We start from the raw sequence: 24,342 nt of genomic DNA on the forward strand, positions 1-24,342 counted from the left end.
CTTTCTTCAAACGCTCAGCCAACTCCTCACTCAGCACAGAAGCTTTGTCAAAGAAGTCATCCACCGATAGGTCTTGCAGCTCCTCAGGGACCAGTGATTCCACTTTTACGTTTTCAGGTTCGATATCTAAGCCCGACTCACGAGCCAGAATCACCAACTTACGCATCACATCTGAACCATCGAGGTCAGCACGAGGGTCTGGTTCTGTCAGGCCTTGTTGCCATGCTAAATCCACCAGCTCGCTGAACGGCACCGTGCCATCAAACTGCTGGAACAACCAAGACAAAGTGCCTGAGAAGATACCCGACAGCGCAATAATATCGTCGCCACTTTCACGTAGGTCACGTACCGTGTGGTTAATTGGTAAGCCCGCACCAACGGTCGCGTTGTACAACCAGTGACGGCTGATCTTAGCAAACGCATCTTGAACCTGATGGTAATACTCGCTTGATGCGGAGCCTGCCACCTTGTTCGCCGAGATCAAGTGAATGCCTTGCTGAGCAATCTGTAGATACTTTTCTGCAAGAGCTTGGCTGGCAGTAACATCCAAAACCACAGCTTCGTCGTAGCCCTGAATAGAGCCTAAACGCTCCAGCCAGTCGTTTCCATTGTTAGCAATCGCTTCGTCATCAAAGCGCTCACCGACAGAGATTGCATCGATACCTTGGTCGTCGAACCAATAGGTTTGGCTATCAACCACAGCAACCAATTCAAAGTTCATTCCGCGACGCTTTTCGAGCTCAGCCTTTTGCTCAGCAAACAGGCTTAACCAGCTTGAACCAATGTTACCCTTACCACACAAGGCAATCGCAACACGCTTCTGCGCTTGGAATAGTTGAGAGTGAATGCCCTTCACTAGGCTCGATGTTTCACTCTTACGAATCACTGCCACTAAACTCAGACCAGAGTTCGCTTCAGAGATAAACTCAACCGATGAACTCTTTAGCTGCTGATAAAAACCGTAGCAGTGGTTCGGGTTCTTCGTTACGCCCGCACCTACAGCAGCAATAAGAGAGAAGCCCTCTTTAAGCTTAATCTCAGCTTCAATCGCGTGATCTTGGAGATATTCCAGCGCACCACCAGCGATCTCTTCCGTGTAGGCAAGGCGCAAGCAGTGTTGATCCGGTTCAAGCTCATAGGCCAGCGGCTCTAGTTGAGCACGCTTAAGCCCTTCAAGCACTTCACTTTCTAAGCGGTCGAAATCGTGCCCGTGACCAAACGTCAGTTGCACGATAAGCACTTCATCCAGAGAGGTTATGATTTTTGCACCGCGACCCGATGCCAGAACACGCTCAATTTGAGTCGAACCAGATTCTGGCTGATAGCTGCAACGCAAGCTCAGATCCATCGCACTTTGCGCGACTGGCTGTAGTGTGCGGCTATGAAGCACAGGTGCGGCAAGACGAGCGAGTTCACTTGCTTCATCAAGACGAAGTAGAGGCAGTAAACACGCATCCGACACCAAGCGAGGGTCAGCACTGTATACGCCTGCTACATCACTCCAAATCGTTACGCGATCCACTTCAGCTAAAGCGCCAATCACGGTTGCTGAATAGTCTGAACCATTGCGACCAAGTAATACGGTTTCACCTTCAGTGTTTTGCGCCATAAAGCCGGTAATCACCACACGACAATGGGCATGTTGCGCTAACGCTTCTTTAATCAGAGGATAAGAACGAGCACGATCCACTTCAGGCTGAGCGCCCACTTCTGCACGTAAGAAAGCACGAGCATCTTGTGCGACAGCTTGTAAATCATGTTGGCACAACAAAGCAGCTAACAGACGTGAAGACCAAACTTCACCGTGACCTAGGACTTGCGCTTTTTGTGCTTCGCTTAGAGGAGCCGTTAGCTCGCCCAAAGCGGTAAATTCTTGTTGGATAGTAGCCGTAAGTTGCTCTGCAGGCTCACCTTCAAGCAGTGCTTCAATCAGTTCAAGCTGGAACTGACGAAGGGTTTGTAGGCACTCATGAGCAATACGCCCATCTTTATCAAGCGCTTCTACAAACTCAATCAAACGGTTAGTGGTTTTGCCTGCTGCCGAAACAACCACTAAGTCTGTTGCTGATGAATACTCTCTAAGAATGTTGACCACGCGTAAGTAACACTCAGGGTCTGCTAAACTGCTACCACCAAATTTATGTAGCTGGCGAAAGGTTGCCATTGTTACCCCTCCCCTTCAGCGATAAAGCCTTGTGTTTTTTCAAACGCTTGCTTGAGGTCATCAATCAAATCTTCAGCATCTTCAAGGCCAACAGAAAGACGCAGCAACTGTTGAGAAACGCCTGCTTCTGCCAGTGCTTCTTCACCCATCGCACGGTGCGTCATCGACGCAGGGTGACAAATCAAGCTTTCAACACCGCCCAGCGACTCCGCCAAAGAGAACAGCTCTAACTTATCGACAAAGTACTTAAGCGCCTCGAATGAGCCCGCAAACTCAAAACTCAGCATTGAACCAAAGCCAGACTGCTGCTTCTTCGCGATATCATGACCTGGGTGTTCAGGAAGGCTTGGGTGGTAAATAGTACCAACGAGATCTTGCTGCTGCAGAGACGCCAGAATTTCACGTGAACTCTCTTCGTGAACTCGCATACGAGCACCTAACGTACGAATGCCACGTAGCGTCATGTAGCTATCAAATGGTGTGCCGGTCGCACCAATACAGTTACCCCACCATGCTAGCTCTTCAGCGTGCTCTTCTGTTTTAGTGATCACCACACCACCAATCACATCTGAATGTCCGTTGATGTATTTAGTCGTTGAGTGGATAACAAAATCCGCACCCAGCTCTAAAGGCTTTTGGAACACTGGTGTCAAAAACGTATTGTCGACAGCAACCAGGGCACCAACCTCTTTCGCTTTACGACAAGTTTCTGCAATATCAACCACACGAACTAAAGGATTCGATGGTGTTTCAATTAAGATCAACTTTGGCTTAAGCGCGATCGCCGCATCCAGTGCCGCTTGATCCGATTGATCAACAAACAGAACTTTGAAGTCACCTTTTAGTGAGCGAGTGTTAAACAGACGGTAAGTACCACCATAGCAGTCGTGTGGTGCGACAATCAGATCATCACTGCCTAAGAAAGCGGAAACCCATAAGTTAAGTGCAGAAGTACCGCAGTTAGTAACCACTGCACCTTTGCCCGATTCAAGCTCAAACAGTGCCGTTTCTAATAAACCGCGGTTTGGGTTACCTGAACGGGTGTAATCGTACTTTGGCACTTCACCAAAAGCGGGAAACCCATAGTTAGTCGAAAGATAAATAGGTGGGACAACGGCATGGTGTTGCGTGTCTGACTCGATACCAGTACGTACTGCGATTGTTGCTGGCTTCCGGCTGCTCATAGGTGCTTCCTTACAAGTTTTGCGTCTGAGAGTCACAGCTGCTTGTCGGCATTTTGCGGCTGTGTTAGATATATGTTATTCACTTTACTTTCATAAACGTGAGACGTCAACACTTCTAGACGTCTATATGTCTTTGCTTATGGCGGTAAATCCCGCTAAAATCACCACTATTAATTTAATCTAACAACTAAAGTGATGAAGGTACGCAATGGCCGACTGGAATGGTGAATACATAAGCCCATATGCTGAGCATGGAAAGAAAAGCGAACAAGTAAAGAAGATTACAGTTTCTATCCCTTTAAAAGTGCTAAAGGTGCTTACTGACGAGCGTACTCGCCGCCAGATCAACAACCTGCGCCATGCAACAAACAGTGAGCTACTGTGTGAAGCTTTTCTACATGCGTACACAGGCCAACCACTGCCAACAGATGAAGACCTTCGTAAAGACCGCCCAGATGATATTCCTGCTGAAGTGAAAAAACTGATGACAGAGATGGGCATCGAGTTCGAAGCGTTTGACGAAGAATAACAATAACTCAGTCACTGCCTTCAATATTGATTCGCTTTAGCTGAATGTTCACATTACTGATTCGTCTTATCAGTGTTCTGTGAATAAGACATAAAAAAACCGACTCCAGATGAGTCGGTTTTTTATTATTTGTGCTCTATGGAGCAACCGCTATAACAAGCGACTACTCCATCCAGTCGCTATGCCATATGCTTCTATGCCATGTAGTTAGCAGGCATCTCGATACGCGCAACGCCAGATTCAACGGCCGCTTCTGCTACTGCTTTCGCTACGCGAGGAAGTAAACGTGGGTCCATTGGCTTAGGAATGATGTAACCCTTACCGAACTCAAGTGACGTCTCACCCGCTGCTTTTAATACTTCCGCTGGCACTTCTTCTTTCGCCAGTTCACGAATGGCTTTAACCGCTGCTAGCTTCATTTCGTCATTGATTTCGCTTGCACGCACATCAAGTGCACCACGGAAAATGAATGGGAAACAAAGTACGTTGTTTACTTGGTTAGGGTAATCACTGCGGCCTGTACCCATAATAAGGTCAGAACGAACTTCGTGAGCAAGCTCTGGCTTGATCTCTGGATCTGGGTTTGAACATGCAAACACAACTGGCTTATCAGCCATCAGCGTTAGTGCTTCAGCTGGAAGCAGGTTAGGACCAGATACGCCCAAGAATAGATCAGCACCTTCGATAACATCTTCAAGCGTACGCTTATCTGTGTTGTTTGCGAATAGCTCTTTGTATTCGTTTAGATCATCACGACGAGTGTGGATCACACCTTTACGGTCAAGCATGTAGATCTTCTCACGCTGAGCGCCACACTTAATCAGTAGTTCCATACAAGCAACCGCTGCTGCGCCAGCACCCAAACAAACGATCTTACACTCTTCTAGCTTCTTACCTTGAAGCTCGATCGCGTTCAGCATACCTGCTGCTGTTACGATCGCAGTACCGTGTTGGTCATCGTGGAATACAGGTACATCACAACGCTCAATCAGACGACGTTCAATCTCAAAACAGTCAGGTGCTTTGATGTCTTCTAGGTTAATACCACCGAATGTATCTGCGATATTCGCAACCGTATCGACAAACTCATCGATTGTGCGGTGTTTTACTTCAATATCGATAGAATCTAAACCAGCGAAACGCTTAAACAGTAGCGCTTTACCTTCCATAACTGGTTTAGAAGCAATTGGACCAAGGTTACCTAGGCCAAGAATCGCTGTACCGTTAGAGATAACTGCAACCATGTTGCCTTTACCTGTGTACTTGTAAACGTTATCTACGTTCTGTGCGATCTCACGAACTGGCTCAGCCACGCCTGGGCTGTAAGCAAGTGCTAGGTCTTCTGCAGAGTTTGCAGGCTTCGTCAGCTCAATGGCAATTTTGCCTGGAATTGGGAACTCATGATAATCAAGAGCTTGCTGACGGAATTGTTCTTGAGGTGATAATTCTTGAGAGGATTGATCTTGGCGGCTGTCTTCAGACATAGGTGTAGGTTCCTAGGATATTATTATTAGGGGGATCTTGTTCATGTTAATGGATGTACTTCAAAGTTCCTAGGTGGTAAAGGCCTCTGTCTCATTAAAAAACGAGATTTCACTACTAATAAGACCAGTGAGCAGTTGAAATTACTATCGCTTGTTGAACTTTCGAGCGGATTTGCAGTGATGAGTAATAAGCGAAGAATTACCCTTCAATATAGAGGCAAGCTGCTTGGTGTAGGAGAGAATGAAAGCTTGAGGGGAAAGTCTGTATTTTCTCAAATTTCAGGCAACAAAAAAGGACACCGAAGTGTCCTTTTTATGTCTAAATAGCGAGAATTACTTCTTGCTAGAAAGAGCACCGAAACGCTTGTTGAAGCGATCAACACGGCCGCCTGTATCTACGATACGTTGCTTACCAGTGTAGAACGGGTGACATTTGTCACATACGTCTAGGTGGATTGATTCTTTTGCTAGCGTTGAGTTGAACTCAAAAGTGTTGCCGCAAGAACAAGTAGCAGTAACTGCTTTGTATTCTGGGTGGATTCCAGCTTTCATGGGATAACCTCAAGTAGGCCGTGTCGCTATACGATTCTAAGCCGCACACCACACGTAGTTTAAAAAAGAAATAAAGACACCGCTCATCACTAAAGCGCGACGAAGCCATACCTTTAAGGCGCAGTATAGTAATGAATCTGTGAAGTAGGATCAACTGATTTGATACATTTTTCGCCAATATTGATATTATTTTCTTCATCTATTGAAATTCTTTGGCGGCAGCGACTTTCAGGCACTCACTTCCCCTTGTCAGCCAAACTGTTTCTCGAATTTAACCGCCTTATCCTTTAGACTGTTCGCTCTCGTCAACTCAGATAAAGCCGTCCCTTTATGCGTCCAATGATTGCCCGTGTGGCGCTGCCTGTCCCACTCGACAAGCAGTTCGATTACAAGATTCCAAGCCACCTATTTCCGATTATTGGTGGTCGAGTCTCTGTGCCTTTTGGACGACAAACCTTAACTGGGATTGTCACGGCTCTGGTTAACGAATCAGAATTCGAACTAGACAAACTCAAACCGATTAAAGCGTTGCTAGATAACCAGCCGGTTTGGCCGGACTCTGTCTACTCACTATTAACGTGGTGCAGTCAGTTCTATCAATACCCACTTGGCGAAACCTTTGCCAATGCCCTACCCAGTGCTTTACGCAAAGGCAAAGCGGCAGACTTCGCAACTTTGGTTGAGTGGCAGCTAACGCCGTCAGGCAGAGATCAGTTAATGCAAGGCTTTGGTCGCGCGGTCAAGCAAGCTAAAGTCATGCACATGTTGGAGCACGGTGCCGTTCCTCATCAAGAGTTCATCGACCAAGAGGTAGGCAGCGCTGTTCTCAAAACACTGGAAGAGAAAGGTTGGATTGAATCGGTTGAGAAAAAGCCGAAACGCCAGCCGTGGCCAGCCGACCTCGAAAACGACCAAGACAAACCTAAGCTCAACGAAGAGCAAGCCATCGCAATTGCAACGGTAAATAGTCAAAACAGCTTTGGTTGCTTCCTGTTAGAAGGTGTCACGGGTTCAGGCAAGACGGAAGTCTACCTAAATATGATTAAGCCGATTCTCGACCAAGGTAAACAAGCGTTAGTGCTGGTACCAGAGATTGGCCTAACACCACAAACCATCAACCGCTTTAAGCGACGCTTCAATGTGCCTGTTGAGGTTATCCACTCAGGCCTTAACGATTCAGAGCGCCTAAATGCGTGGTTATCGGCTCGCGATAAGATTGCCGGCATTGTGATTGGTACTCGCTCAGCTCTGTTCACGCCGTTTGCCGATTTGGGCATTATTATTGTCGATGAAGAACACGACGCCTCATATAAGCAGCAAGATAGCCTGCGCTACCATGCTCGAGATGTGGCGATCATGCGTGCGCACAAAGCGCAGATTCCAGTAGTATTGGGCTCTGCAACCCCAGCTTTCGAAACACTGCACAACGCGCAAATAGGTAAGTACAGCCACCTGACTCTGACCTCTCGTGCCGGTGTCGCACTACCCACCACCAATAAAGTGTTGGATGTAAAAGGTGAATACCTAGAAAGCGGCTTATCTGCATCATTGATCGCTGAGATGCAACGACACCTAAAATCTGGCAACCAGGTGATGCTGTTCCTCAACCGCCGAGGGTTTTCTCCAGCATTGATGTGTCACGATTGTGGTTGGACAGCCGAGTGTAAGCGCTGTGATGCCTACTACACCTATCACCAATACAGTAATGAAATGCGCTGCCATCATTGTGGCTCGCAACAGCATATTGTGCATAACTGCCAAGGCTGTGGTTCAGCAAACTTGGTAACCGTGGGTGTCGGTACCGAACAGTTGGAAGCGCAGCTTGGTCAGCTATTCCCAGAATACAAAACCATTCGTATTGACCGCGACAGCACTCGCCGTAAAGGCAGCCTAGAGAGCGCACTCGAATCGATTCGCAAAGGTGAGTACCAAATTCTTATTGGCACCCAGATGTTAGCTAAAGGCCACCACTTCCCTGACGTGACACTCGTGGCGTTATTGGATGTCGATGGCTCTTTATACAGCAGTGATTTCCGAGCCTCAGAACGCCTCGCTCAGCTTTTTATTCAAGTGGCAGGCCGTGCAGGCCGTGCGAGTAAGCCTGGTGAGGTGATCTTACAAACCCATCACCCAGAGCATGGATTACTGCAAGCACTGCTGCACAAAGACTATAACCACTTTGCTCAAACGGCCTTAGCAGAGCGTAAACAAGCGATGTTGCCACCATACACCTTTATGACGCTATTTAGAGCAGAGGCGAACGACACACGCTTGGTGGAAGAGTTCTTACGTCAGGTTCGTCATACACTGGAATCACACCCACTGTTTGACCAGTATTGCATGGTGTTAGGCCCTACCCCTGCGCCACTTGCGAAGCGAGCAGGTAAATCTCGCTGGCAGTTGATTTTACAGACCCAAACTCGCTCACTTATGCAGAAGCTATTAATGAGTGCGAAGCCGGCAATTAATATGTTACCCGCCGCGAAAAAAGTTCGTTGGTCGCTCGATATAGAGCCGCAAGACTTGAGCTAAACCCCTTCGGGTTAAAACTAATGATAAGTTTGTTCACAAATATTTCATATTTCTCGTGAGCAAGTTCACACGAGTCATGTGATTTTTGTTAATCTAGCCGTAACTTTACGCAGATGAAACGAATAAAATATTGCAATAAAAAAAGTGTTAGCAACACTTTCATAATATCTATTCGATTACATTTATTATTCACGCCTTAGATACTTAGGCAGCAAAGGAACTTAAAAGAGGGTTTAATTTATGGCGACAATGAAGGATGTTGCCCAGCTAGCAGGCGTCTCAACGGCTACCGTATCACGAGCTTTGATGAATCCTGAGAAAGTCTCAGTTTCGACTCGCAAACGAGTGGAAACAGCCGTACTTGAAGCTGGATACTCACCCAATACATTAGCTAGAAATTTACGTCGCAACGAATCAAAAACCATCATTACTATCGTTCCTGATATCTGTGACCCGTATTTCGCAGAAATCATTCGTGGTATCGAAGATGCTGCTGTCGAAAATGATTACCTCGTTCTGCTGGGTGACAGCGGCCAACAGAAAAAGCGCGAATCTTCGTTTGTTAATCTCGTCTTCACCAAACAAGCAGATGGCATGCTACTGCTAGGCACCGATCACCCGTTCGATGTCAGCAAGTCTGAACAAAAGAACCTACCTCCTATGGTAATGGCATGTGAGTTTGCACCAGAGCTTGAACTGCCTACGGTACACATCGATAACCTGACTTCTGCATTTGAAGCCGTGAACTACCTCGCTCAATTAGGTCATAAGCGTATCGCTCAAATCTCTGGCCCAATGTCAGCAACCCTATGTAAGTTCCGTCAGCAAGGTTACCAACAAGCGCTGCGCCGTGCTGGCGTGTCAATGAATCCAGCCTACAGCACCATCGGTGATTTTACCTTCGAAGCGGGTGCTCAAGCAGTTCGTCAACTGTTAGCATTACCAGAGCAGCCAACCGCTATTTTCTGTCACAACGATGCGATGGCAATTGGTGCGATTCAAGAAGCTAAGAAACTCGGTTTACGAGTGCCTCAAGATTTATCTGTTGTTGGCTTTGATGATATTCAGTTCGCTCAATACTGCGATCCACCGCTAACCACCATTTCTCAACCTCGTTATGAGATTGGACGCCAAGCGATGTTGATGATGCTAGACCTACTAAAAGGCAACGATGTGCAAGCAGGTTCGCGTCTGCTAGAAGCCAGCCTAGTGGTTCGAGGCAGTACTGCACCACCTCGAATGTAAGTCTTCAAAATACCCATATAAATCTGCGGCACATTTTGATGTGCCGCTTCCATTTCTACACTATTATCCTCGCGCAATCTGGATTACCATGAGAGCAGATTTACCAACTACTGAATTGTCTTGTGGCTAATAGAGATTATGTGAAGCGTGGTCGTGGCACGAAAAAACCGACCAAAAAACAAGCCCCTCGCCGTAAACCATGGCGTAGTGGTCTTTTGGCGATCCTCCTGGTTGGCGGGTTTGGTTACGGACTTTACCTATTGAGTAATGACCCAGAGCCACCAGCACCGGCTCCAGTAGTGAGCAAACCAAAGCCTAAGCCAAAACCAGCTAAAGTAATTCCGCCACCTCCAGAAGAGAAGTGGGACTACGTTGAAACGCTGCCAAGTCGCGAAATTGAAGTGAAAGCCAAAGAGCAAGAGGTCTCGAAGATCCCTTACATCATGCAATGTGGCGCCTACAAAACTTCAGCTCAGGCAGAAGCACGTAAGTTAGATATCGCCTTCCAAGGTATCTCGAGTGAAATCCGTAAGAAAGATGGCAGCAACTGGTATCGCGTGGTACTAGGACCATACAAACTTAAGCGTGATGCAGAGCGAGACCGCCACAAGCTGCAGCGTGCTAAAATCGAGCCTTGCGCTATCTGGAAAGACACCGAGTAATTCCAGTAAAACAGTCGCAAAAAAGACAAACAACGAAAGCCTCCCATTGTGGAGGCTTTCTTTTATTCAACGCTTTTTCTATCTTCTCTTAAACTTACACCGATAAGTTGCGCGACATCACTTGTGATTCCTTGAATTATCCGAGCACCATCCTCATATACTTTTTATACCCAAAGATAAGAACATTAAGAGGCCCTACTCGTGACTACCATTGTATCTGTACGTCGTAATAATAAAGTCGTCATCGCGGGTGATGGACAAGTATCTCTAGGCAACACTGTAATGAAGGGCAATGCCCGTAAAGTGCGTCGCCTATACAATGACAAAGTACTGGCTGGTTTTGCTGGCGGTACCGCTGATGCTTTCACGCTATTCGAAAAATTTGAAAGCAAGCTGCAAATGCACCAAGGCCACCTGACCAAAGCTGCCGTTGAGCTAGCGAAGGATTGGCGTAGTGACCGTGCTCTACGTAAATTAGAAGCACTACTAGCGGTAGCTGACGAAACCGCTTCACTGATCATCACAGGTAACGGTGATGTTGTTCAACCAGAGAACGACCTAATCGCTATCGGTTCAGGCGGTAACTTCGCTCAAGCAGCGGCTACGGCACTACTAGAAAATACTGATTTAGATGCACGTGAAATCGCAGAAAAGTCGCTGAATATTGCTGGCGATATCTGTGTGTTCACCAACCATCACCACACTGTTGAAGAGCTAGAAAGCACTGTTGAGCTGCCAAAGCCAGAATAACAAACGCTTCTACCCAAAACTTGTATCGACAGTGATTAAAGAATTAAGGAAAAACCATGTCTGAGATGACTCCTCGCGAAATTGTTCACGAACTCAATCGCCACATTATCGGCCAAGACAACGCTAAGCGTTCAGTGGCTATCGCACTGCGTAACCGCTGGCGTCGTATGCAGCTTGAAGAGAGCTTGCGTGTTGAAGTATCACCAAAGAACATCCTGATGATCGGCCCAACTGGTGTTGGTAAAACCGAGATTGCTCGCCGCCTAGCGAAGCTAGCAAACGCACCGTTCATCAAAGTAGAAGCAACCAAGTTCACGGAAGTTGGTTACGTTGGTAAAGAAGTTGAGACCATCATCCGCGACCTAACGGATGTTGCGATCAAGATGACGCACCAACAAGCGATGGAAAAAGTAAAATACCGCGCTGAAGAACAAGCTGAAGAGCGCATCCTTGATGCCCTACTACCACCTGCACGCGATGCTTGGGGTCAGAACGAGCAATCAAGCGAAGATTCTACTTCTTCAAACACTCGCCAAATTTTCCGCAAGAAACTGCGTGAAGGTAAGCTAGACGACAAAGAGATAGAAGTCGATGTAGCAGCACCACAAATGGGCGTTGAAATCATGTCACCTCCAGGTATGGAAGAGATGACGAACCAGCTACAAGGCATGTTCCAAAACCTAGCTGGCGACACCAAGAAAAAGCGTAAGATGAAAATCAAAGACGCATTCAAAGCCCTAACTGAAGAAGAAGCCGCTAAGCTTGTGAACCAAGAAGAGCTAAAAGAGAACGCGATCTTCAACGCTGAAAACAACGGTATCGTATTCATCGATGAGATCGACAAAATCTGTAAGCGTGGCGACAGCTCAGGCCCAGACGTATCTCGTGAAGGTGTTCAACGTGACCTACTGCCTCTTATCGAGGGTAGCACAGTATCGACTAAGCACGGCATGGTGAAAACGGACCACATCCTATTCATCACATCTGGTGCATTCCAAGTGGCTAAGCCATCAGACCTGATCCCAGAGCTACAAGGTCGTCTACCAATTCGTGTAGAACTTGAAGCGCTTTCAGCGAATGACTTCAAACGCATTCTAACTGAGCCAAAAGCGTCTCTGACAGAGCAATACATTGCCCTAATGAAGACGGAAGATGTGAACATTGAGTTTACTGAAGACGGCATCAACCAGATCGCTGATGCAGCATGGCGCGTAAACGAAACCACTGAGAACATCGGTGCACGTCGTCTACACACTGTGATGGAGCGTTTGATGGATGAGATTTCATTCGATGCAACAGACAAAGCTGGTAGCACGCTAGTGATCGATGAAGCTTACGTGAACTCGAAGCTTGGTGAATTCGTTGAAGACGAAGACCTAAGCCGCTTCATCCTGTAGCACACGAAACTCTAACTTATTGCTCTATCTCAAAGAAATAGCAGCTAATAAGCGAATTCAAGGCCCACTTTCGAGTGGGCTTTTTATTACCTGAAAAATGGGCGTATACTCAAATCACCGCATGAAACCAATACTTACAATATAGGCGCCCTGCTAATCAAGGTGTCCTTACAACGAAATAGACTTACGATGAAACAATCTCTAATGATTTGGCTTGATGCCGCACGACCAAAAACTCTGCCTCTCGCACTCGTCTCTATTCTTACAGGAAGTAGTTTAGCGTTCGCCAACGGTCAGTTCTCTTTATCGATCGCTCTGTTGGCCTTTTTAACCGCCACCCTATTACAGATTTTGTCGAACTTGGCGAATGACTACGGTGATGCAGTAAAAGGTACAGACAACGAAAACCGCTTAGGCCCAATGCGCGCCATGCAATCTGGTGCGGTGACGGCTCAAACCATGAAGCAAGCAATCATCCTCAACATCGTGTTTACCATGATTGCTGGACTGATTTTGATTTTCCATGCCTTAACCTCAATTGAAAGTATTCTGTCTTTCATCGCATTAGGCGTATTAGCCATTGTTGCTGCTATCGCTTACACCGTGGGTAATAAACCTTATGGTTATATCGGCCTTGGCGACTTATCGGTATTTATCTTCTTTGGCTTATTAGGCGTTTCAGGTACTTACTTCCTACACACTGGTCATGTTGAACCAAGCCTGTTCCTTCCTGCGTTAGGCTGTGGATTGATGGCGGTTGCAGTACTCAATATCAACAACATGCGTGATATCGAAAACGACAGTGAATGTGGTAAACGCACCATGGCGGTTCGCTTGGGGCAACGTAAAGCTAAGCAATACCATTTTGCTCTGCTTGGTTGTGCACTTGTCTCATTCGCGATTTACCTACTGATTCAAGAAAAACCCGTTTGGATCAGCCTGCCGTTTTTACTCAGTATTATTATTGTCTACAAACATGGTAAAGCGGTTTGGGAAACAGAAAAACCCGCTCAAATTGCACCTATGATGCCTGTTATCGTGAAATGCTCGCTGGTCACTAACCTATTGTTTGCAGGGGTTGTCGTAGCTCAAACTCTATTGAGTTAATTGAGACTAATCATTGCAAAGGGATCAAGCACCGATATACTCAAAGTAAGCTCATTGTTCAAAAGGTATACTAATGGAATACAACACTTCAGCACTGTGCGACATATATTTGGATCAAGTTGATGTCGTGGAGCCAATGTTCAGCAACTTTGGTGGACGTGCCTCTTTCGCAGGACAGATCACGACATTAAAGTGCTTTGAAGACAACGCTTTGATTCGCTCGGTGCTAGAGCAAGACGGTCTAGGGCGTGTGTTGTTAATCGATGGTGGCGGCTCACTGCGTAAAGCACTGATTGATGCCGAGATGGCCCTACTTGCCGAAGACAATGAGTGGGAAGGTATTGTGGTGTATGGCTGCGTTCGCGAAGTCGATGAGCTGGAAGACATGAACCTAGGTATTCAAGCTCTGGCTTCCATTCCTGTAGGAGCAAGCCAAGATGGTGTTGGTGAGCTAGATGTACCCGTTAACTTTGGCAGCGTAACCTTCTTACCGGAAGATTACCTCTACGCCGACAATACGGGCATTATTCTTTCGGCTGAGCCTTTAGACGTTGAACTTGATCTCGATGCTGATGAAGAAGAAGTCGAGTAACCCTTGCTCCTCATAAGTCACTCACAATAACCAAGAACACAAACAGAAACGCCCGCTACTGAGTAGCGGGCGTTTTTTAAATCTGAAGAGTGAATTACTCTACTTCATCCATTTTGCCAAGAAGGTTACGGATGCGATCTTGCCATGCAGAGTGCTCTTCTTGCATCTGCTGAGTTTTTTGCTCTAGCTCTTGACGGCTTGCTTTAAGTTCACCAGCTTCTGTTGCTAGTGCTTGTTTCTCTTCTTTAAGCTCTTCCACTTCCATTTGAAGAAGTGCAATCGTATCTACTGCTGTTTGAATTTTTGCTTCTAGTTGCTCTAGTACTTCAAAAGACATTCTGGCCTACCTTTAAGTTATCCATTTGATGGTGAAGGTTCACTCCACTTATTTCCCCATTCTACTCAGCAGAGCAAGGATAAACACTCAATATATTCGATATTTTGCGCCATTCGATGAAAAAAACAGCGCTTTTTACCGAATATTGACGTTAATTCTTACAGCCACACTCGCAAACCAATTATTTTGATGAATATTAGTGGTTTTTCACTGCTCATTGATCAAAAGCAATCTGCAAAAAGCAAAAAGGCAAACGTTTCCTTTTGGATATGGTAAAATCCGCCGCGAAATTTCTATTCCCCCTTTGAAAATTTTGGAGTCCGCATGAAACGCGATTTAGCAATGTCATTCTCTCGTGTCACAGAAGGTGCAGCACTGGCTGGTTACAAGTGGCTTGGCCGTGGCGATAAAAACGCTGCAGATGGCGCTGCTGTAGAAGTCATGCGTAGCCTACTAAACAAAACCGAAATCAGCGGTGAAATTGTTATTGGTGAAGGCGAAATCGATGATGCGCCTATGCTATACATCGGTGAAAACGTAGGTGTGGGCGGCGACGCTGTCGACATCGCAGTTGACCCAATTGAAGGGACACGCATGACAGCAATGGGCCAATCAAATGCATTGGCTGTACTGGCTGCTGGCGAGAAAGGTAGCTTCCTAAAAGCGCCTGATATGTACATGGAAAAATTAGTAGTTGGCCCTGGTGCTAAAGGCGCTATCGACTTAGCTCTACCGTTAAAAGAAAACCTAGTAAACATTGCTAAGGCTCTGGGTAAAACACTCGACACATTGGTAGTAACCACACTGGCTAAGCCACGTCACGATCAAGTGATTGCAGAGATGCAAGCGATGGGCGTTCGTGTATTCGCAGTGCCAGATGGTGATGTAGCTGCATCTATCCTAACCTGTATGCCAGACAGCGAAGTCGACGTAATGTACTGCATTGGCGGCGCACCTGAAGGTGTAGTTTCTGCCGCAGTAATTCGCGCGCTAGACGGTGACATGCACGGTCGTCTGCTGCCTCGTCACGAAGTGAAAGGCGATACAGAGGAGAACCGTAAACACGGTGAACTTGAGCTAGAGCGTTGTGCTGAAATGGGCGTAACCGCTGGTATCGTGTTGAAGATGGAAGACATGGCTCGCAGCGACAACGTGGTATTCTCAGCAACGGGCATCACTAAGGGTGACCTGCTAGAAGGTATTTCTCGTCAAGGCAATATCGCGACAACCGAAACCCTGCTTATCCGTGGCCGCTGCCGTACGATTCGCCGCATCAAATCAATCCACTACCTAGAGCGCAAAGACCCAGAAGTGGTTGGTCATATCCTGTAATCCTCATATCGAGTGAAACAGAATATTCAAAGGCTGATACCAAGTATCAGCCTTTTGTTTTATTGCCCTGTCAGGTTCTCACCATTGCGATTGATAGGTCAGTAACTGTCAAAATAGTAAATGGTTTGCTTTATAAACACCTTGCCTCATAATAGTAAGGTTCATGAGGTAGGGATAGTATGAAAACAAGCGACAAAATCTTACAGACCATTAAGCGTCAAGGCACGGTAACGGCCAAACAGCTGTCAGAAGAGTTTGGCATGACGACAATGGGTGCAAGGCAACATCTGCAAAGCCTGGAAGATGATGGCATTCTCGCGTTTCATGACGTCAAAGTGAAAGTCGGTCGTCCGACTCGTCATTGGTCTCTTACTCAGCACGGTCATAGTCAGTTTTCAGACCGTCATGGTGAGCTTACGATTCAAGTCATCGATGCGGTAGAGAATCTATTCGGAAAAGAAGGCCTAGCTAAAGTCGCTGCCGAGCGTGAACAACACACCTTAAAACAGTATCAATCTGCCCTGTCTGATTGTGAAAATCTAATCAGTAAGTTGGAAAAGCTCACCCAACTTCGTGAAGAAGAAGGCTACATGGCAGAACTGAAAGAACACGACGATCACTACATCTTGATTGAAAACCACTGCCCTATTTGTAAGGCGGCGACTCGTTGCCCAAGCTTGTGTCAATCTGAGCTCAACGTGTTCACCGAGCTACTAAAAGATGAGTGCCATGTCAGCCGAACTGAGCATATTATTGCTGGCGAACGACGCTGTACCTACACCTTGGTACCTGTCGCTACCGCTTAACGCTAAGCTATTGATCTTGTCTCAATATTGAGAAATCAAAAGATCGGACAAAATTTATACAAAAATCTTTCTTAAGCTTAAAGCATATGAAACATGCTTAATGCTAAGGAAGGAATGATGGCACATCCACAACCAGAGCAGAAACTGCCCCCTTTTGATGAACTGGTTCAACTTGCTCAAAACGATCCTAAAGCATTCAACCAATTCAAACACCAGATGTGTGAGCAGATGATCTGCTCCGCTTCTGAAAGTATGCAAGGCAGACTTCGCGCTCAACAAAGCCATCTCGATTTAGTCGTCAGCCGTTGTAAAAACCCTCACCACGTCAATGTCGTGCTAATGCAAGAGCTGCGATGTCAGGTTTGCAAGTTCCAAGACGCACTCCAAGGGCGCTGTACCTTAGAAGAGCCTCAGCCAGAAAATGTGGTTCCATTTAGACCTAACACTGAACCCAAAATGTACTAGTTCAGACACCTCCAGAAAGCAAAAAGGGAGCCTAATGCTCCCTTTATGTTAACGGCTGAAAACTCTTATACTGGATCTTCGCCGTAATCGTTGCGGCCTTCTGTGCCTTTCAACAAACCACATTCAATCAAAATCCATAAACCACACACTAATGCTGCTACCGTTGCCACCATGTGCATTGGTGATACAGAATCCACCGTTGTTGCAGCAGCAGGCGAAGCCAAGCGCCCTAGTACCAACGGAACATTCAATAGTAGCCAGTAGTTAGACTTGTTACGGTCATGCCAACGCTTGGCCGTTACCGCTAAGTCTGGAATCACCAGGAGCAACAAGAAGATTGGTAGTAGGATATAAGAGTACGCTGGAAACAGTACCGAAATACCAGAGGCAAAACCGGTGATCGCAACATAGTAGAAAATGTTCCACATCCAGTAAGTCTTACGACCAATTCTCCCTTTGAAAGAGAGCAGTAAATCTTTCATCGACATCTAAAAATACCCAAAAAATTAATATGCTACCAAAAAGTTAGCAGCTAATAGCCCGTTTATCACTTTCTTAAGCGAATCAGTTAATCACTTTCTGAAAACAGCTTTTATCCATATCGCGAATATTAACCGTTAGGCTTCGAACATGGCTCGCCTGTTCTTGTAAGATTTGCATTAACGAGCGTGACAATTCCCGTTTCTGTTCTTCGGTACGCCCGGAAAGTAACTCAAAGCTAATATGAATAAAGTCCACACTGTCTTCTTCATCACCGACTAGCCAGTTATGACAACGCAGAGAACGTGATTTCACAGACGGAATATCAAACAAGCCACAGTTTAATGTAACTTGATGAAGATCTTCTAGTAAACCTTGGATATTCACTCGCTCGTCCACTGAATTTGAGTACTCTAGAACTAGATTCGGCATTATTACTTCCTATTGTTAACGCAAACGTTTGTCCTTTAATACCAACTAACGATGAAAAAACCGAGAAGTTAGCTATTATTCTGTCTGTCGGATCACTGATATAAGGTCAGTATCTACTCTGACCAATCGATAAGATCCCATAAAGACATGACCACAATCATGATCTAACGCGTTTTATCTGTTATATTCTTACGAAGATTTTTTACATTAATTGATTAAATACGGAGATATTCCTATGCGTCGTCCTGTAGTGATGGGTAACTGGAAACTTAACGGTAGCAAAGCAATGGTAACTGAGCTGCTAACTGGTCTTAACGCTGAACTTGAAGGCGTTGAAGGTGTAGACGTAGCAGTAGCTCCACCAGCACTTTACATCGATCTAGCTGAGCGTCTAATCGCTGAAGGCGGTAACAAAATCATCCTAGGTGCTCAAAACACTGACCTAAACAACAGCGGTGCTTTCACTGGCGACATGTCTCCAGAAATGCTGAAAGACTTCGGTGCGACTCACATCATCATCGGTCACTCTGAGCGTCGTGAATACCACAACGAATCAGACGAGTTCATCGCTAAGAAATTCAAATTCCTACAAGAGAACGGCCTGAAGCCAGTTTTCTGTATCGGTGAATCTGACGAGCAAAACGAAGCAGGCGAAACTGAAGCAGTATGTGCACGTCAAATCAACGCAGTTATCGACGCTTACGGTGTTGAAGCTCTAAACGGCGCAATCATCGCTTACGAACCAATCTGGGCTATCGGTACTGGTAAAGCAGCAACAGCTGAAGATGCACAACGCATCCACGCTTCTATCCGTGCAATGATCGCAGAAAAAGACGCAGCAGTAGCTGAGCAAGTAATCATCCAATACGGTGGTTCTGTTAAGCCTGAAAACGCTGAAGCTTACTTCGCACAACCAGACATCGACGGTGCTCTAGTTGGCGGCGCAGCTCTAAACGCAGCTGGCTTCGCAGCTATCGCTAAAGCAGCAGCTAAAGCAAAAGCTTAATTTAGACATCACTGTTTAAATTGAATGAAAGGTCAACTTAGGTTGACCTTTTTTGTTGCTTGCCACTTATGAATCTAAGCAAGCAGATACAAAAAAACCGCTGATAAATCAGCGGTTTTTAAATTCTATAAGCTTACGCTCGGCGTGGCTTAGAACAACTCTTCTGCTACGCGGAACAGCTCAGAACGGTCTGGGTTCTGCATGTTCTCGATACAGTCGATGATGTCGTGGTGAACAAGCTCTTCTTTTTCGATACCAACACAACGACCACCGTGACCTTCTTGAAGAAGGTGAACAGCGTAGTTACCCATGCGAGAAGCAAGTACACGGTCAAACGCAGTAGGACGACCACCACGTTGGATGTGACCAAGAACCGTTGCACGAGTTTCACGACCCGTTGCTGCTTCGATCTCTTTAGCCAGTTCGTTCGCGTCCATCATTAGCTCAGTTAGAGCGATGATTGCGTGCTTCTTGCCTTTAGCAATGCCATCTTGGATGTTGCCGATTAGCTGCTCTTTATCTAGGCCAGTCTCTGGAGTGATGATGTACTCACAACCACCTGCGATTGCTGACATAAGCGTAAGGTCACCACAGTGACGGCCCATGATTTCAACAATAGAAATACGTTGGTGAGAAGAAGACGTGTCACGTAGACGGTCGATTGAATCGATAACGGTGTTAAGCGCTGTTAGGTAACCGATTGTGTAGTCAGTACCAGCGATATCGTTATCAATTGTGCCTGGAAGACCGATACATGGGTAACCCATTTCAGTTAGCTTCTTAGCACCCATGTAAGAACCGTCACCACCGATAACAACAAGTGCTTCGATACCGTGCTCTTTTAGGTTCTCGATACCTTTCTCACGAACAGCAACGTCTTTGAACTCTGGGAAACGTGCAGAGCCTAAGAAAGTACCACCACGGTTGATCACATCAGACACGCTTGAACGGTCAAGCTTTACGATACGGTTCTCAACAAGGCCTTGGTAGCCATCGTAAATACCGTAAACTTCAATGCCAAGTGATAACGCGGTACGAACTACGCCACGAACTGCTGCGTTCATGCCCGGAGCGTCACCACCACTGGTCAAAACACCGATCTTCTTAATCATGCTCACCCTCGATTTTTGGGAATCTATTATTCAATTCTTGTTCTTGCTGATTGTATATCAACAAGATTTTAAATCTATATTTGTGCGTTATGTTACATTTCCTCAACAGGAATAGCACTTAAATCGCGAAAAATTATGTAACATTTATACTTCTGTAAGAGTATTACAGTTTTACTCAGTAACTTTGTTGATTCACATCAGAATCAACATAAATTGTTACTAAGGTGGTTTTTGAATCACCAAAGAGTTCGCAATTTCTACTCACTCTAGTTCAAAAGCCACCCACTTACCATTTGCTGCCTAGTTTTCGTGCTCGTTACCACGAATGAAATTTTTGTTGCTTCTCTGGCCCAAACACCACCGAGTACGGGTCTTGGTGAATTAATACATCAGCATCAGGGAAAACAGAGATGAGCTTGGCCTCTACTTCATCAGAAATGCGATGCGCTTCAATAAGTGGCATCTCATCTTCTAGCTCCAAGTGCAATTGGATGAAACGAATCGGACCAGAGCGACGGGTTCTTAGTTGATGCACGCCCAATACCCCTTCAACACTCAACGATGTCTCTTTTATCTGTTTTAGCTCTTCATCCGGCAACTTATGATCAAGCAGAGATTGGATCGCTTCTATCGCCATTTGGTAAGCGCTGTAAAGAATATAAATACCAATACCTACCGCAAATACTGAATCCGCCTGACCAATACCAAACCAACTCAACCCTAGGGCCAGCATGATGGCAGCATTCATATACAGGTCAGATTGATAATGCAGTGAATCCGCAGCAATAGCCTGGCTGCCGGTTTTCTGGACCACGTGTTTTTGGAATCGAACCAGACCAAACGTCATCACTATCGCGAACAAGCTGACGTAAATACCGATTTCTGGAGAGTTTAGATCATGAGGTCTAAAGAAGCGCTCCACACCATTAAGAATGAGGAAACAGGCAGAGCCCGAAATAAACATCGCCTGTGCTAATGCAGCGAGTGATTCCGCCTTACCGTGACCAAAGGTATGTTCTTTGTCGGCAGGCTGAAGAGAATATCGAACCACCAATAAGTTAACGACCGAAGCGGCAATATCTAACATGGAATCGACTACGGAAGCCAACAGGCTCACCGAACCGGTCACCCACCACGCCGCGACTTTCACTATTAACAAAATAGTGGCAATGGTGGTCGCAGCCCAAGCGGCCAGCGTAACTAAACGTGCGTATTCTTGTTTCATAACTTGGCTATAAAGTGACTGATAGCACAAAGTATAACCTGCAAACCATCAATTGAATATGACAGCTAGGATGTAAGACATTCATTTTTAGGGATCAAAAAAGCGGCTCTCGGCCGCTTCTTTTTAAACACTTTCATTCAAGCTTGCTTTACCCAGCTTTGAATTACTTGTCTCTGTTCATGTGCTTTTCCATCTTTTCAGCACATTTCGCCATGCGCTCCTGCTGGATTTCTTTCAGTTGAGTTTTTTGCTCAGCCGTTAGCACGCTCATCATTTCGTGTTGCTTCTTAAGCATTGCTACGCGACGCTCAGTTTGCTTCTCAACCATTTGGCTTGCCAGGTCGTTTGCTGCAGCTTCATCGAAGTTGTCAGCTAGTACCAACGCTTGAACTTTTTCGTGGTGCGCTTTCATTTGCGCCATTTTGTCTGACTTGTTGCCCGCGTGTTTTGCTTTCATCTCAGCACGGTTCGCTTCACGCATCTCTTTTAACTGTTCTTTTTGTGCGTCAGTTAGGTCTAGTTGACGCATTACTTTCTTGTCGAAGCCACCACATTTACCGTGCATGCCTTTGTGGTCGCCCTTGTCACCGCCGCCAAATGCATACGCACTTGCTGTACCTAACATAAGTGGAAGTGCCGCAGCTGCTAGTACAAGTTTCTTCGTCATTTTCATAATTGTTGCCTCAATTCGGTATAATAAGTCATGTATTGCGTCTGTATCTCAGCGCTTGAATATAGATTAGTCTTTCCCTCGTAAAGTGACGTTTAGAAAGCGTAAAGAATCGTAAAGAGTGAAAGCTGACGAATAATTAGCAGTATTATTAACCTGTAACTAACCGATTAAGGCTTTCCCATGGCGAACATTCTTCTTATTGATGACGACACTGAGCTAACGAGCTTACTTAAAGACATTCTTAGCTTTGAGGGCTTCACCGTTTTTGAAGCCAATGACGGCTACGCTGGGCTCGAAGCGATCAATGATGAGATTGATTTGATTCTTTTGGATGTGATGATGCCGCGTCTGAATGGCATGGAAACACTCAAAAAGCTAAGAGAGCATTGGGAAACGCCTGTGCTGATGCTGACAGCGAAAGGGGAAGAGATCGACCGTGTGATCGGTCTGGAGCTCGGTGCGGATGACTACTTGCCAAAGCCATTCAGTGACCGAGAGCTACTCGCACGTATTCGCGCCATCTTGCGCCGCACGCAAACCACGAGCACTCCAAAAGCCGCCAGCGATAGAATCCAATATCAAGACATTGAAGTATTCCCTGGCAAACAAGAAGCGTACTGCAATGGCGAGATCATCGACCTGACCACTACTGAGTTCGCTCTACTAAGCCACCTTATCCAAAACCCGGGGCAAGTGATCACCAAGGAAGCGTTAAGCTTAGATGTACTTGGCAAAAGGCTTGCAGCATTTGACCGTGCGATAGACATGCACATCTCTAACCTACGCAAAAAGATTCCAGAACGTAGCGATGGCAAATCACGCATCAAGACCTTGCGTGGTCGCGGCTACCTATTGGTAGAGGAGGATTAATGCGCATCCCTAAAATCACTAGCTTATATGGACGTATCTTTGCCATCTTTTGGTTCACCATGTTACTGGTGCTTTTATCCGTACTCTCACTACCACATCTAGACCCGAGAGTGGCGCGTGATGTGCCCGCTGACCACCTCAGCAAATTGGAACGTATCGCCAAGGCTACCGAGAAACGCTACGCCAGAGAGCCTAACCTCGGCAAAATTGTCTTCCAACTTGAGGCGCCACGTAGCCGCAAAGATTCTCGTGCACGTATCTATCTGACCGATCTTGAGGGCGCAGTCCTAACCTCAAAAAGACATTCAGACTACAAACTTAAGGCAATTCGCAACTTTGTAACCTCAATTGATAACCCAGAAGTGCCAAAGCAAAAGCTTTACGGGCACTACATGGTTGCTGGCCCTGTGCCAATCAAACTGGCAGGTGAAGAGCTACTGATGTACGCCGGAGTAAAGTGGAATCAGCCACCGCCGTTCTTACTGCGACTATTTGATAGACCACTGCAGCTGTTGCTTGCCGTGATGCTAGCCAGTACCCCACTATTACTTTGGTTAGCTTGGGCACTCAGCCAGCCAGCTCGCCGACTTGAGCGTGCTGCACAACGTGTAGCGAAAGGCGAATTCGAGGTCGATCCAACCCTTGAAAAAGGCACATCGGAATTCAGACAAGCGGGTGAAAGCTTTAACCAAATGGTTGAGGCGGTAAACCAGATGATCTCAGGGCAACAGCGCTTGCTTTCTGATATCTCACACGAGCTGCGTTCTCCTTTAACACGGCTTCGTATGGCCAACGCACTGGCGATTCGTAAGCAAGGTGAGAGTCCAGAACTCGAGCGTATCGATACAGAAGCGCAACGCTTGGAACAGATGATCAGTGAGCTACTGACGCTGTCTCGCATGCAGGTTGATAGCCACATTACTCGTGAAGTTCAGCCGATATCGAGCTTATGGGAAGAGATCTTAAAAGACGCACAATTTGAAGCAGAACAAATGGGTAAAGAGCTGACATTCTCAGAAATCCCTGAGCGTTCAATTTCAGGTAACCCTAAGCTGCTGATGAGTGCGTTAGACAACATTACGCGCAACGCCATTTACTACGGTAAAGATCAAGTCGATGTGCAGTTCCACGTGGTTCAAGATCAGCTAACTATTTGCGTCAATGACAACGGTGATGGTGTGCCTGATGATGAACTCGATTCTATCTTCAGACCTTTCTACCGTGTTTCTACCGCTCGTGACCGTAATTCTGGTGGCACTGGACTTGGACTGACCATTACCGAGAGTGCGATTCGCCAACATAGCGGAACGATTACCGCGAGCCGCAGTAAACTCGGTGGATTACAGCTCGAAATTACTCTGCCTATCCTGCCACTGTAATACCCCCACAAAGATCACAGTTGATAA

24 protein-coding genes are annotated in these 24,342 nt (G+C 46.3%); 14 read left to right on the forward strand and 10 right to left on the reverse strand.

All coding sequences use genetic code 11. From position 1 onward, the window contains the following. Both BCT81_RS11385 and BCT81_RS11390 read right to left on the reverse strand, forming a co-directional pair. The coding region (locus BCT81_RS11385) for a bifunctional aspartate kinase/homoserine dehydrogenase II (protein WP_102424368.1) at window positions 1-2,164 on the reverse strand (2,164 nt) is incomplete at its 3' end. 2 nt (window positions 2,165-2,166) lie between these two features. Next, entirely contained in the window at window positions 2,167-3,348 is a 1,182-nt protein-coding gene (locus tag BCT81_RS11390) for an O-succinylhomoserine (thiol)-lyase (RefSeq protein ID WP_061033612.1), read from the reverse strand. A gap of 208 nt (window positions 3,349-3,556) precedes the next feature. On the opposite strand from BCT81_RS11390, the gene metJ reads away from it, so the two are divergent. Then, window positions 3,557-3,877, forward strand: a complete 321-nt coding sequence (gene metJ / locus BCT81_RS11395) for a met regulon transcriptional regulator MetJ (protein ID WP_004415993.1) — start codon at window positions 3,557-3,559, stop codon at window positions 3,875-3,877. Between the two features lie 194 nt (window positions 3,878-4,071). Here the strand turns inward: metJ and BCT81_RS11400 are convergent, their stop codons facing one another. Together BCT81_RS11400 and rpmE are read right to left on the reverse strand one after the other, a co-directional pair. Beyond that, window positions 4,072-5,361 (reverse strand): malic enzyme-like NAD(P)-binding protein, encoded by a 1,290-nt coding sequence (locus BCT81_RS11400; protein ID WP_008219668.1) that lies wholly within the window; start codon window positions 5,359-5,361, stop codon window positions 4,072-4,074. A 333-nt stretch (window positions 5,362-5,694) separates the two neighbouring features. Continuing rightward, window positions 5,695-5,913: a 50S ribosomal protein L31 gene (gene rpmE, locus BCT81_RS11405; protein WP_004737142.1), complete on the reverse strand. Its 219-nt coding sequence runs from the start codon at window positions 5,911-5,913 to the stop codon at window positions 5,695-5,697. A 330-nt stretch (window positions 5,914-6,243) separates the two neighbouring features. On the opposite strand from rpmE, the gene priA reads away from it, so the two are divergent. The 7 genes from priA (at window position 6,244) to rraA (ending at window position 14,198) form a co-directional block, all read left to right on the forward strand. Then, complete coding sequence (priA, locus tag BCT81_RS11410) at window positions 6,244-8,445, forward strand: primosomal protein N' (protein WP_102424370.1); 2,202 nt, start codon at window positions 6,244-6,246, stop codon at window positions 8,443-8,445. 240 nt (window positions 8,446-8,685) lie between these two features. Beyond that, window positions 8,686-9,690, forward strand: a complete 1,005-nt coding sequence (gene cytR, locus BCT81_RS11415) for a DNA-binding transcriptional regulator CytR (protein WP_004737140.1) — start codon at window positions 8,686-8,688, stop codon at window positions 9,688-9,690. A 122-nt stretch (window positions 9,691-9,812) separates the two neighbouring features. Then, complete coding sequence (ftsN, locus tag BCT81_RS11420) at window positions 9,813-10,352, forward strand: cell division protein FtsN (protein ID WP_102424372.1); 540 nt, start codon at window positions 9,813-9,815, stop codon at window positions 10,350-10,352. A 201-nt stretch (window positions 10,353-10,553) separates the two neighbouring features. After that, the gene (gene hslV, locus BCT81_RS11425) at window positions 10,554-11,102 is read left to right on the forward strand and encodes an ATP-dependent protease subunit HslV (protein WP_004737138.1); all 549 of its coding nucleotides are present in this window, start codon (window positions 10,554-10,556) and stop codon (window positions 11,100-11,102) included. A 56-nt stretch (window positions 11,103-11,158) separates the two neighbouring features. Then, window positions 11,159-12,499: an HslU--HslV peptidase ATPase subunit gene (gene hslU, locus BCT81_RS11430; protein ID WP_004737137.1), complete on the forward strand. Its 1,341-nt coding sequence runs from the start codon at window positions 11,159-11,161 to the stop codon at window positions 12,497-12,499. Window positions 12,500-12,688: 189 nt separating this feature from the next. Then, complete coding sequence (locus BCT81_RS11435; protein WP_102424373.1) at window positions 12,689-13,606, forward strand: 1,4-dihydroxy-2-naphthoate polyprenyltransferase; 918 nt, start codon at window positions 12,689-12,691, stop codon at window positions 13,604-13,606. Window positions 13,607-13,679: 73 nt separating this feature from the next. Continuing rightward, the gene (gene rraA, locus BCT81_RS11440; RefSeq protein ID WP_004737135.1) at window positions 13,680-14,198 is read left to right on the forward strand and encodes a ribonuclease E activity regulator RraA; all 519 of its coding nucleotides are present in this window, start codon (window positions 13,680-13,682) and stop codon (window positions 14,196-14,198) included. 94 nt (window positions 14,199-14,292) lie between these two features. Here the strand turns inward: rraA and zapB are convergent, their stop codons facing one another. Further along, window positions 14,293-14,535: a cell division protein ZapB gene (gene zapB, locus BCT81_RS11445; RefSeq protein WP_004737134.1), complete on the reverse strand. Its 243-nt coding sequence runs from the start codon at window positions 14,533-14,535 to the stop codon at window positions 14,293-14,295. Between the two features lie 324 nt (window positions 14,536-14,859). On the opposite strand from zapB, the gene glpX reads away from it, so the two are divergent. The 3 genes from glpX to BCT81_RS11460 all read left to right on the forward strand — a co-directional run bounded on the left by glpX (window position 14,860) and on the right by BCT81_RS11460 (window position 17,138). After that, complete coding sequence (glpX, locus tag BCT81_RS11450) at window positions 14,860-15,867, forward strand: class II fructose-bisphosphatase (protein WP_102424375.1); 1,008 nt, start codon at window positions 14,860-14,862, stop codon at window positions 15,865-15,867. Between the two features lie 179 nt (window positions 15,868-16,046). Beyond that, window positions 16,047-16,673, forward strand: coding sequence for a metalloregulator ArsR/SmtB family transcription factor (locus tag BCT81_RS11455; protein WP_102424377.1), 627 nt, complete (start codon window positions 16,047-16,049; stop codon window positions 16,671-16,673). Window positions 16,674-16,790: 117 nt separating this feature from the next. Then, window positions 16,791-17,138 (forward strand): DUF3135 domain-containing protein, encoded by a 348-nt coding sequence (locus tag BCT81_RS11460; protein WP_102424378.1) that lies wholly within the window; start codon window positions 16,791-16,793, stop codon window positions 17,136-17,138. Window positions 17,139-17,203: 65 nt separating this feature from the next. On the opposite strand, the gene BCT81_RS11465 is transcribed toward BCT81_RS11460, so the two are convergent. Both BCT81_RS11465 and BCT81_RS11470 read right to left on the reverse strand, forming a co-directional pair. Continuing rightward, a complete protein-coding gene (locus BCT81_RS11465; RefSeq protein WP_102424380.1) occupies window positions 17,204-17,626 on the reverse strand; it encodes a DUF805 domain-containing protein in 423 nt (140 codons plus the stop codon). Between the two features lie 76 nt (window positions 17,627-17,702). Next, entirely contained in the window at window positions 17,703-18,050 is a 348-nt protein-coding gene (locus tag BCT81_RS11470; RefSeq protein ID WP_008219643.1) for a 5-carboxymethyl-2-hydroxymuconate isomerase, read from the reverse strand. Window positions 18,051-18,285: 235 nt separating this feature from the next. Here BCT81_RS11470 and tpiA point away from each other — a divergent pair, with 235 nt between their 5' ends. Then, a complete protein-coding gene (gene tpiA / locus BCT81_RS11475) occupies window positions 18,286-19,056 on the forward strand; it encodes a triose-phosphate isomerase (protein ID WP_061033606.1) in 771 nt (256 codons plus the stop codon). Between the two features lie 149 nt (window positions 19,057-19,205). Here the strand turns inward: tpiA and pfkA are convergent, their stop codons facing one another. From pfkA to BCT81_RS11490, 3 genes are all read right to left on the reverse strand, one after another. Then, the gene (gene pfkA / locus BCT81_RS11480) at window positions 19,206-20,168 is read right to left on the reverse strand and encodes a 6-phosphofructokinase (RefSeq protein ID WP_063525232.1); all 963 of its coding nucleotides are present in this window, start codon (window positions 20,166-20,168) and stop codon (window positions 19,206-19,208) included. 316 nt (window positions 20,169-20,484) lie between these two features. After that, a complete protein-coding gene (gene fieF, locus BCT81_RS11485; RefSeq protein ID WP_102424382.1) occupies window positions 20,485-21,393 on the reverse strand; it encodes a CDF family cation-efflux transporter FieF in 909 nt (302 codons plus the stop codon). A gap of 163 nt (window positions 21,394-21,556) precedes the next feature. Further along, window positions 21,557-22,066 carry a CpxP family protein gene (locus BCT81_RS11490; protein ID WP_102424384.1) on the reverse strand — a complete coding sequence of 170 codons (510 nt, stop codon included), beginning with the start codon at window positions 22,064-22,066 and terminating at the stop codon, window positions 21,557-21,559. Window positions 22,067-22,246: 180 nt separating this feature from the next. Between BCT81_RS11490 and BCT81_RS11495 the strand changes: the two genes are divergently transcribed. Together BCT81_RS11495 and cpxA are read left to right on the forward strand one after the other, a co-directional pair. Then, window positions 22,247-22,936: a response regulator gene (locus tag BCT81_RS11495; protein ID WP_102424386.1), complete on the forward strand. Its 690-nt coding sequence runs from the start codon at window positions 22,247-22,249 to the stop codon at window positions 22,934-22,936. After that, window positions 22,936-24,315, forward strand: a complete 1,380-nt coding sequence (cpxA, locus tag BCT81_RS11500; RefSeq protein WP_102424388.1) for an envelope stress sensor histidine kinase CpxA — start codon at window positions 22,936-22,938, stop codon at window positions 24,313-24,315. Before BCT81_RS11495 ends, cpxA begins: the two co-directional genes overlap by 1 nt. The last annotated feature ends 27 nt before the right edge of the window (window positions 24,316-24,342 follow it).

Source organism: Vibrio sp. 10N.261.52.A1, assembly GCF_002876325.1.
Lineage (GTDB): Bacteria > Pseudomonadota > Gammaproteobacteria > Enterobacterales > Vibrionaceae > Vibrio > Vibrio chagasii.

Coding starts and splice junctions, on each gene's coding strand:
- hslU (WP_004737137.1), top strand. CDS start 11,159: ATGTCTGAGATGACTCCTCGCGAAATTGTTCACGAACTCAATCGCCAC.
- glpX (WP_102424375.1), top strand. CDS start 14,860: ATGAAACGCGATTTAGCAATGTCATTCTCTCGTGTCACAGAAGGTGCA.
- rraA (WP_004737135.1), top strand. CDS start 13,680: ATGGAATACAACACTTCAGCACTGTGCGACATATATTTGGATCAAGTT.
- priA (WP_102424370.1), top strand. CDS start 6,244: ATGCGTCCAATGATTGCCCGTGTGGCGCTGCCTGTCCCACTCGACAAG.
- BCT81_RS11460 (WP_102424378.1), top strand. CDS start 16,791: ATGGCACATCCACAACCAGAGCAGAAACTGCCCCCTTTTGATGAACTG.
- cytR (WP_004737140.1), top strand. CDS start 8,686: ATGGCGACAATGAAGGATGTTGCCCAGCTAGCAGGCGTCTCAACGGCT.
- BCT81_RS11435 (WP_102424373.1), top strand. CDS start 12,689: ATGAAACAATCTCTAATGATTTGGCTTGATGCCGCACGACCAAAAACT.
- tpiA (WP_061033606.1), top strand. CDS start 18,286: ATGCGTCGTCCTGTAGTGATGGGTAACTGGAAACTTAACGGTAGCAAA.
- rpmE (WP_004737142.1), bottom strand. CDS start 5,913: ATGAAAGCTGGAATCCACCCAGAATACAAAGCAGTTACTGCTACTTGT.
- zapB (WP_004737134.1), bottom strand. CDS start 14,535: ATGTCTTTTGAAGTACTAGAGCAACTAGAAGCAAAAATTCAAACAGCA.
- BCT81_RS11390 (WP_061033612.1), bottom strand. CDS start 3,348: ATGAGCAGCCGGAAGCCAGCAACAATCGCAGTACGTACTGGTATCGAG.
- BCT81_RS11455 (WP_102424377.1), top strand. CDS start 16,047: ATGAAAACAAGCGACAAAATCTTACAGACCATTAAGCGTCAAGGCACG.
- cpxA (WP_102424388.1), top strand. CDS start 22,936: ATGCGCATCCCTAAAATCACTAGCTTATATGGACGTATCTTTGCCATC.
- fieF (WP_102424382.1), bottom strand. CDS start 21,393: ATGAAACAAGAATACGCACGTTTAGTTACGCTGGCCGCTTGGGCTGCG.
- BCT81_RS11400 (WP_008219668.1), bottom strand. CDS start 5,361: ATGTCTGAAGACAGCCGCCAAGATCAATCCTCTCAAGAATTATCACCT.
- metJ (WP_004415993.1), top strand. CDS start 3,557: ATGGCCGACTGGAATGGTGAATACATAAGCCCATATGCTGAGCATGGA.
- BCT81_RS11495 (WP_102424386.1), top strand. CDS start 22,247: ATGGCGAACATTCTTCTTATTGATGACGACACTGAGCTAACGAGCTTA.
- BCT81_RS11465 (WP_102424380.1), bottom strand. CDS start 17,626: ATGTCGATGAAAGATTTACTGCTCTCTTTCAAAGGGAGAATTGGTCGT.
- BCT81_RS11470 (WP_008219643.1), bottom strand. CDS start 18,050: ATGCCGAATCTAGTTCTAGAGTACTCAAATTCAGTGGACGAGCGAGTG.
- pfkA (WP_063525232.1), bottom strand. CDS start 20,168: ATGATTAAGAAGATCGGTGTTTTGACCAGTGGTGGTGACGCTCCGGGC.
- BCT81_RS11490 (WP_102424384.1), bottom strand. CDS start 22,066: ATGAAAATGACGAAGAAACTTGTACTAGCAGCTGCGGCACTTCCACTT.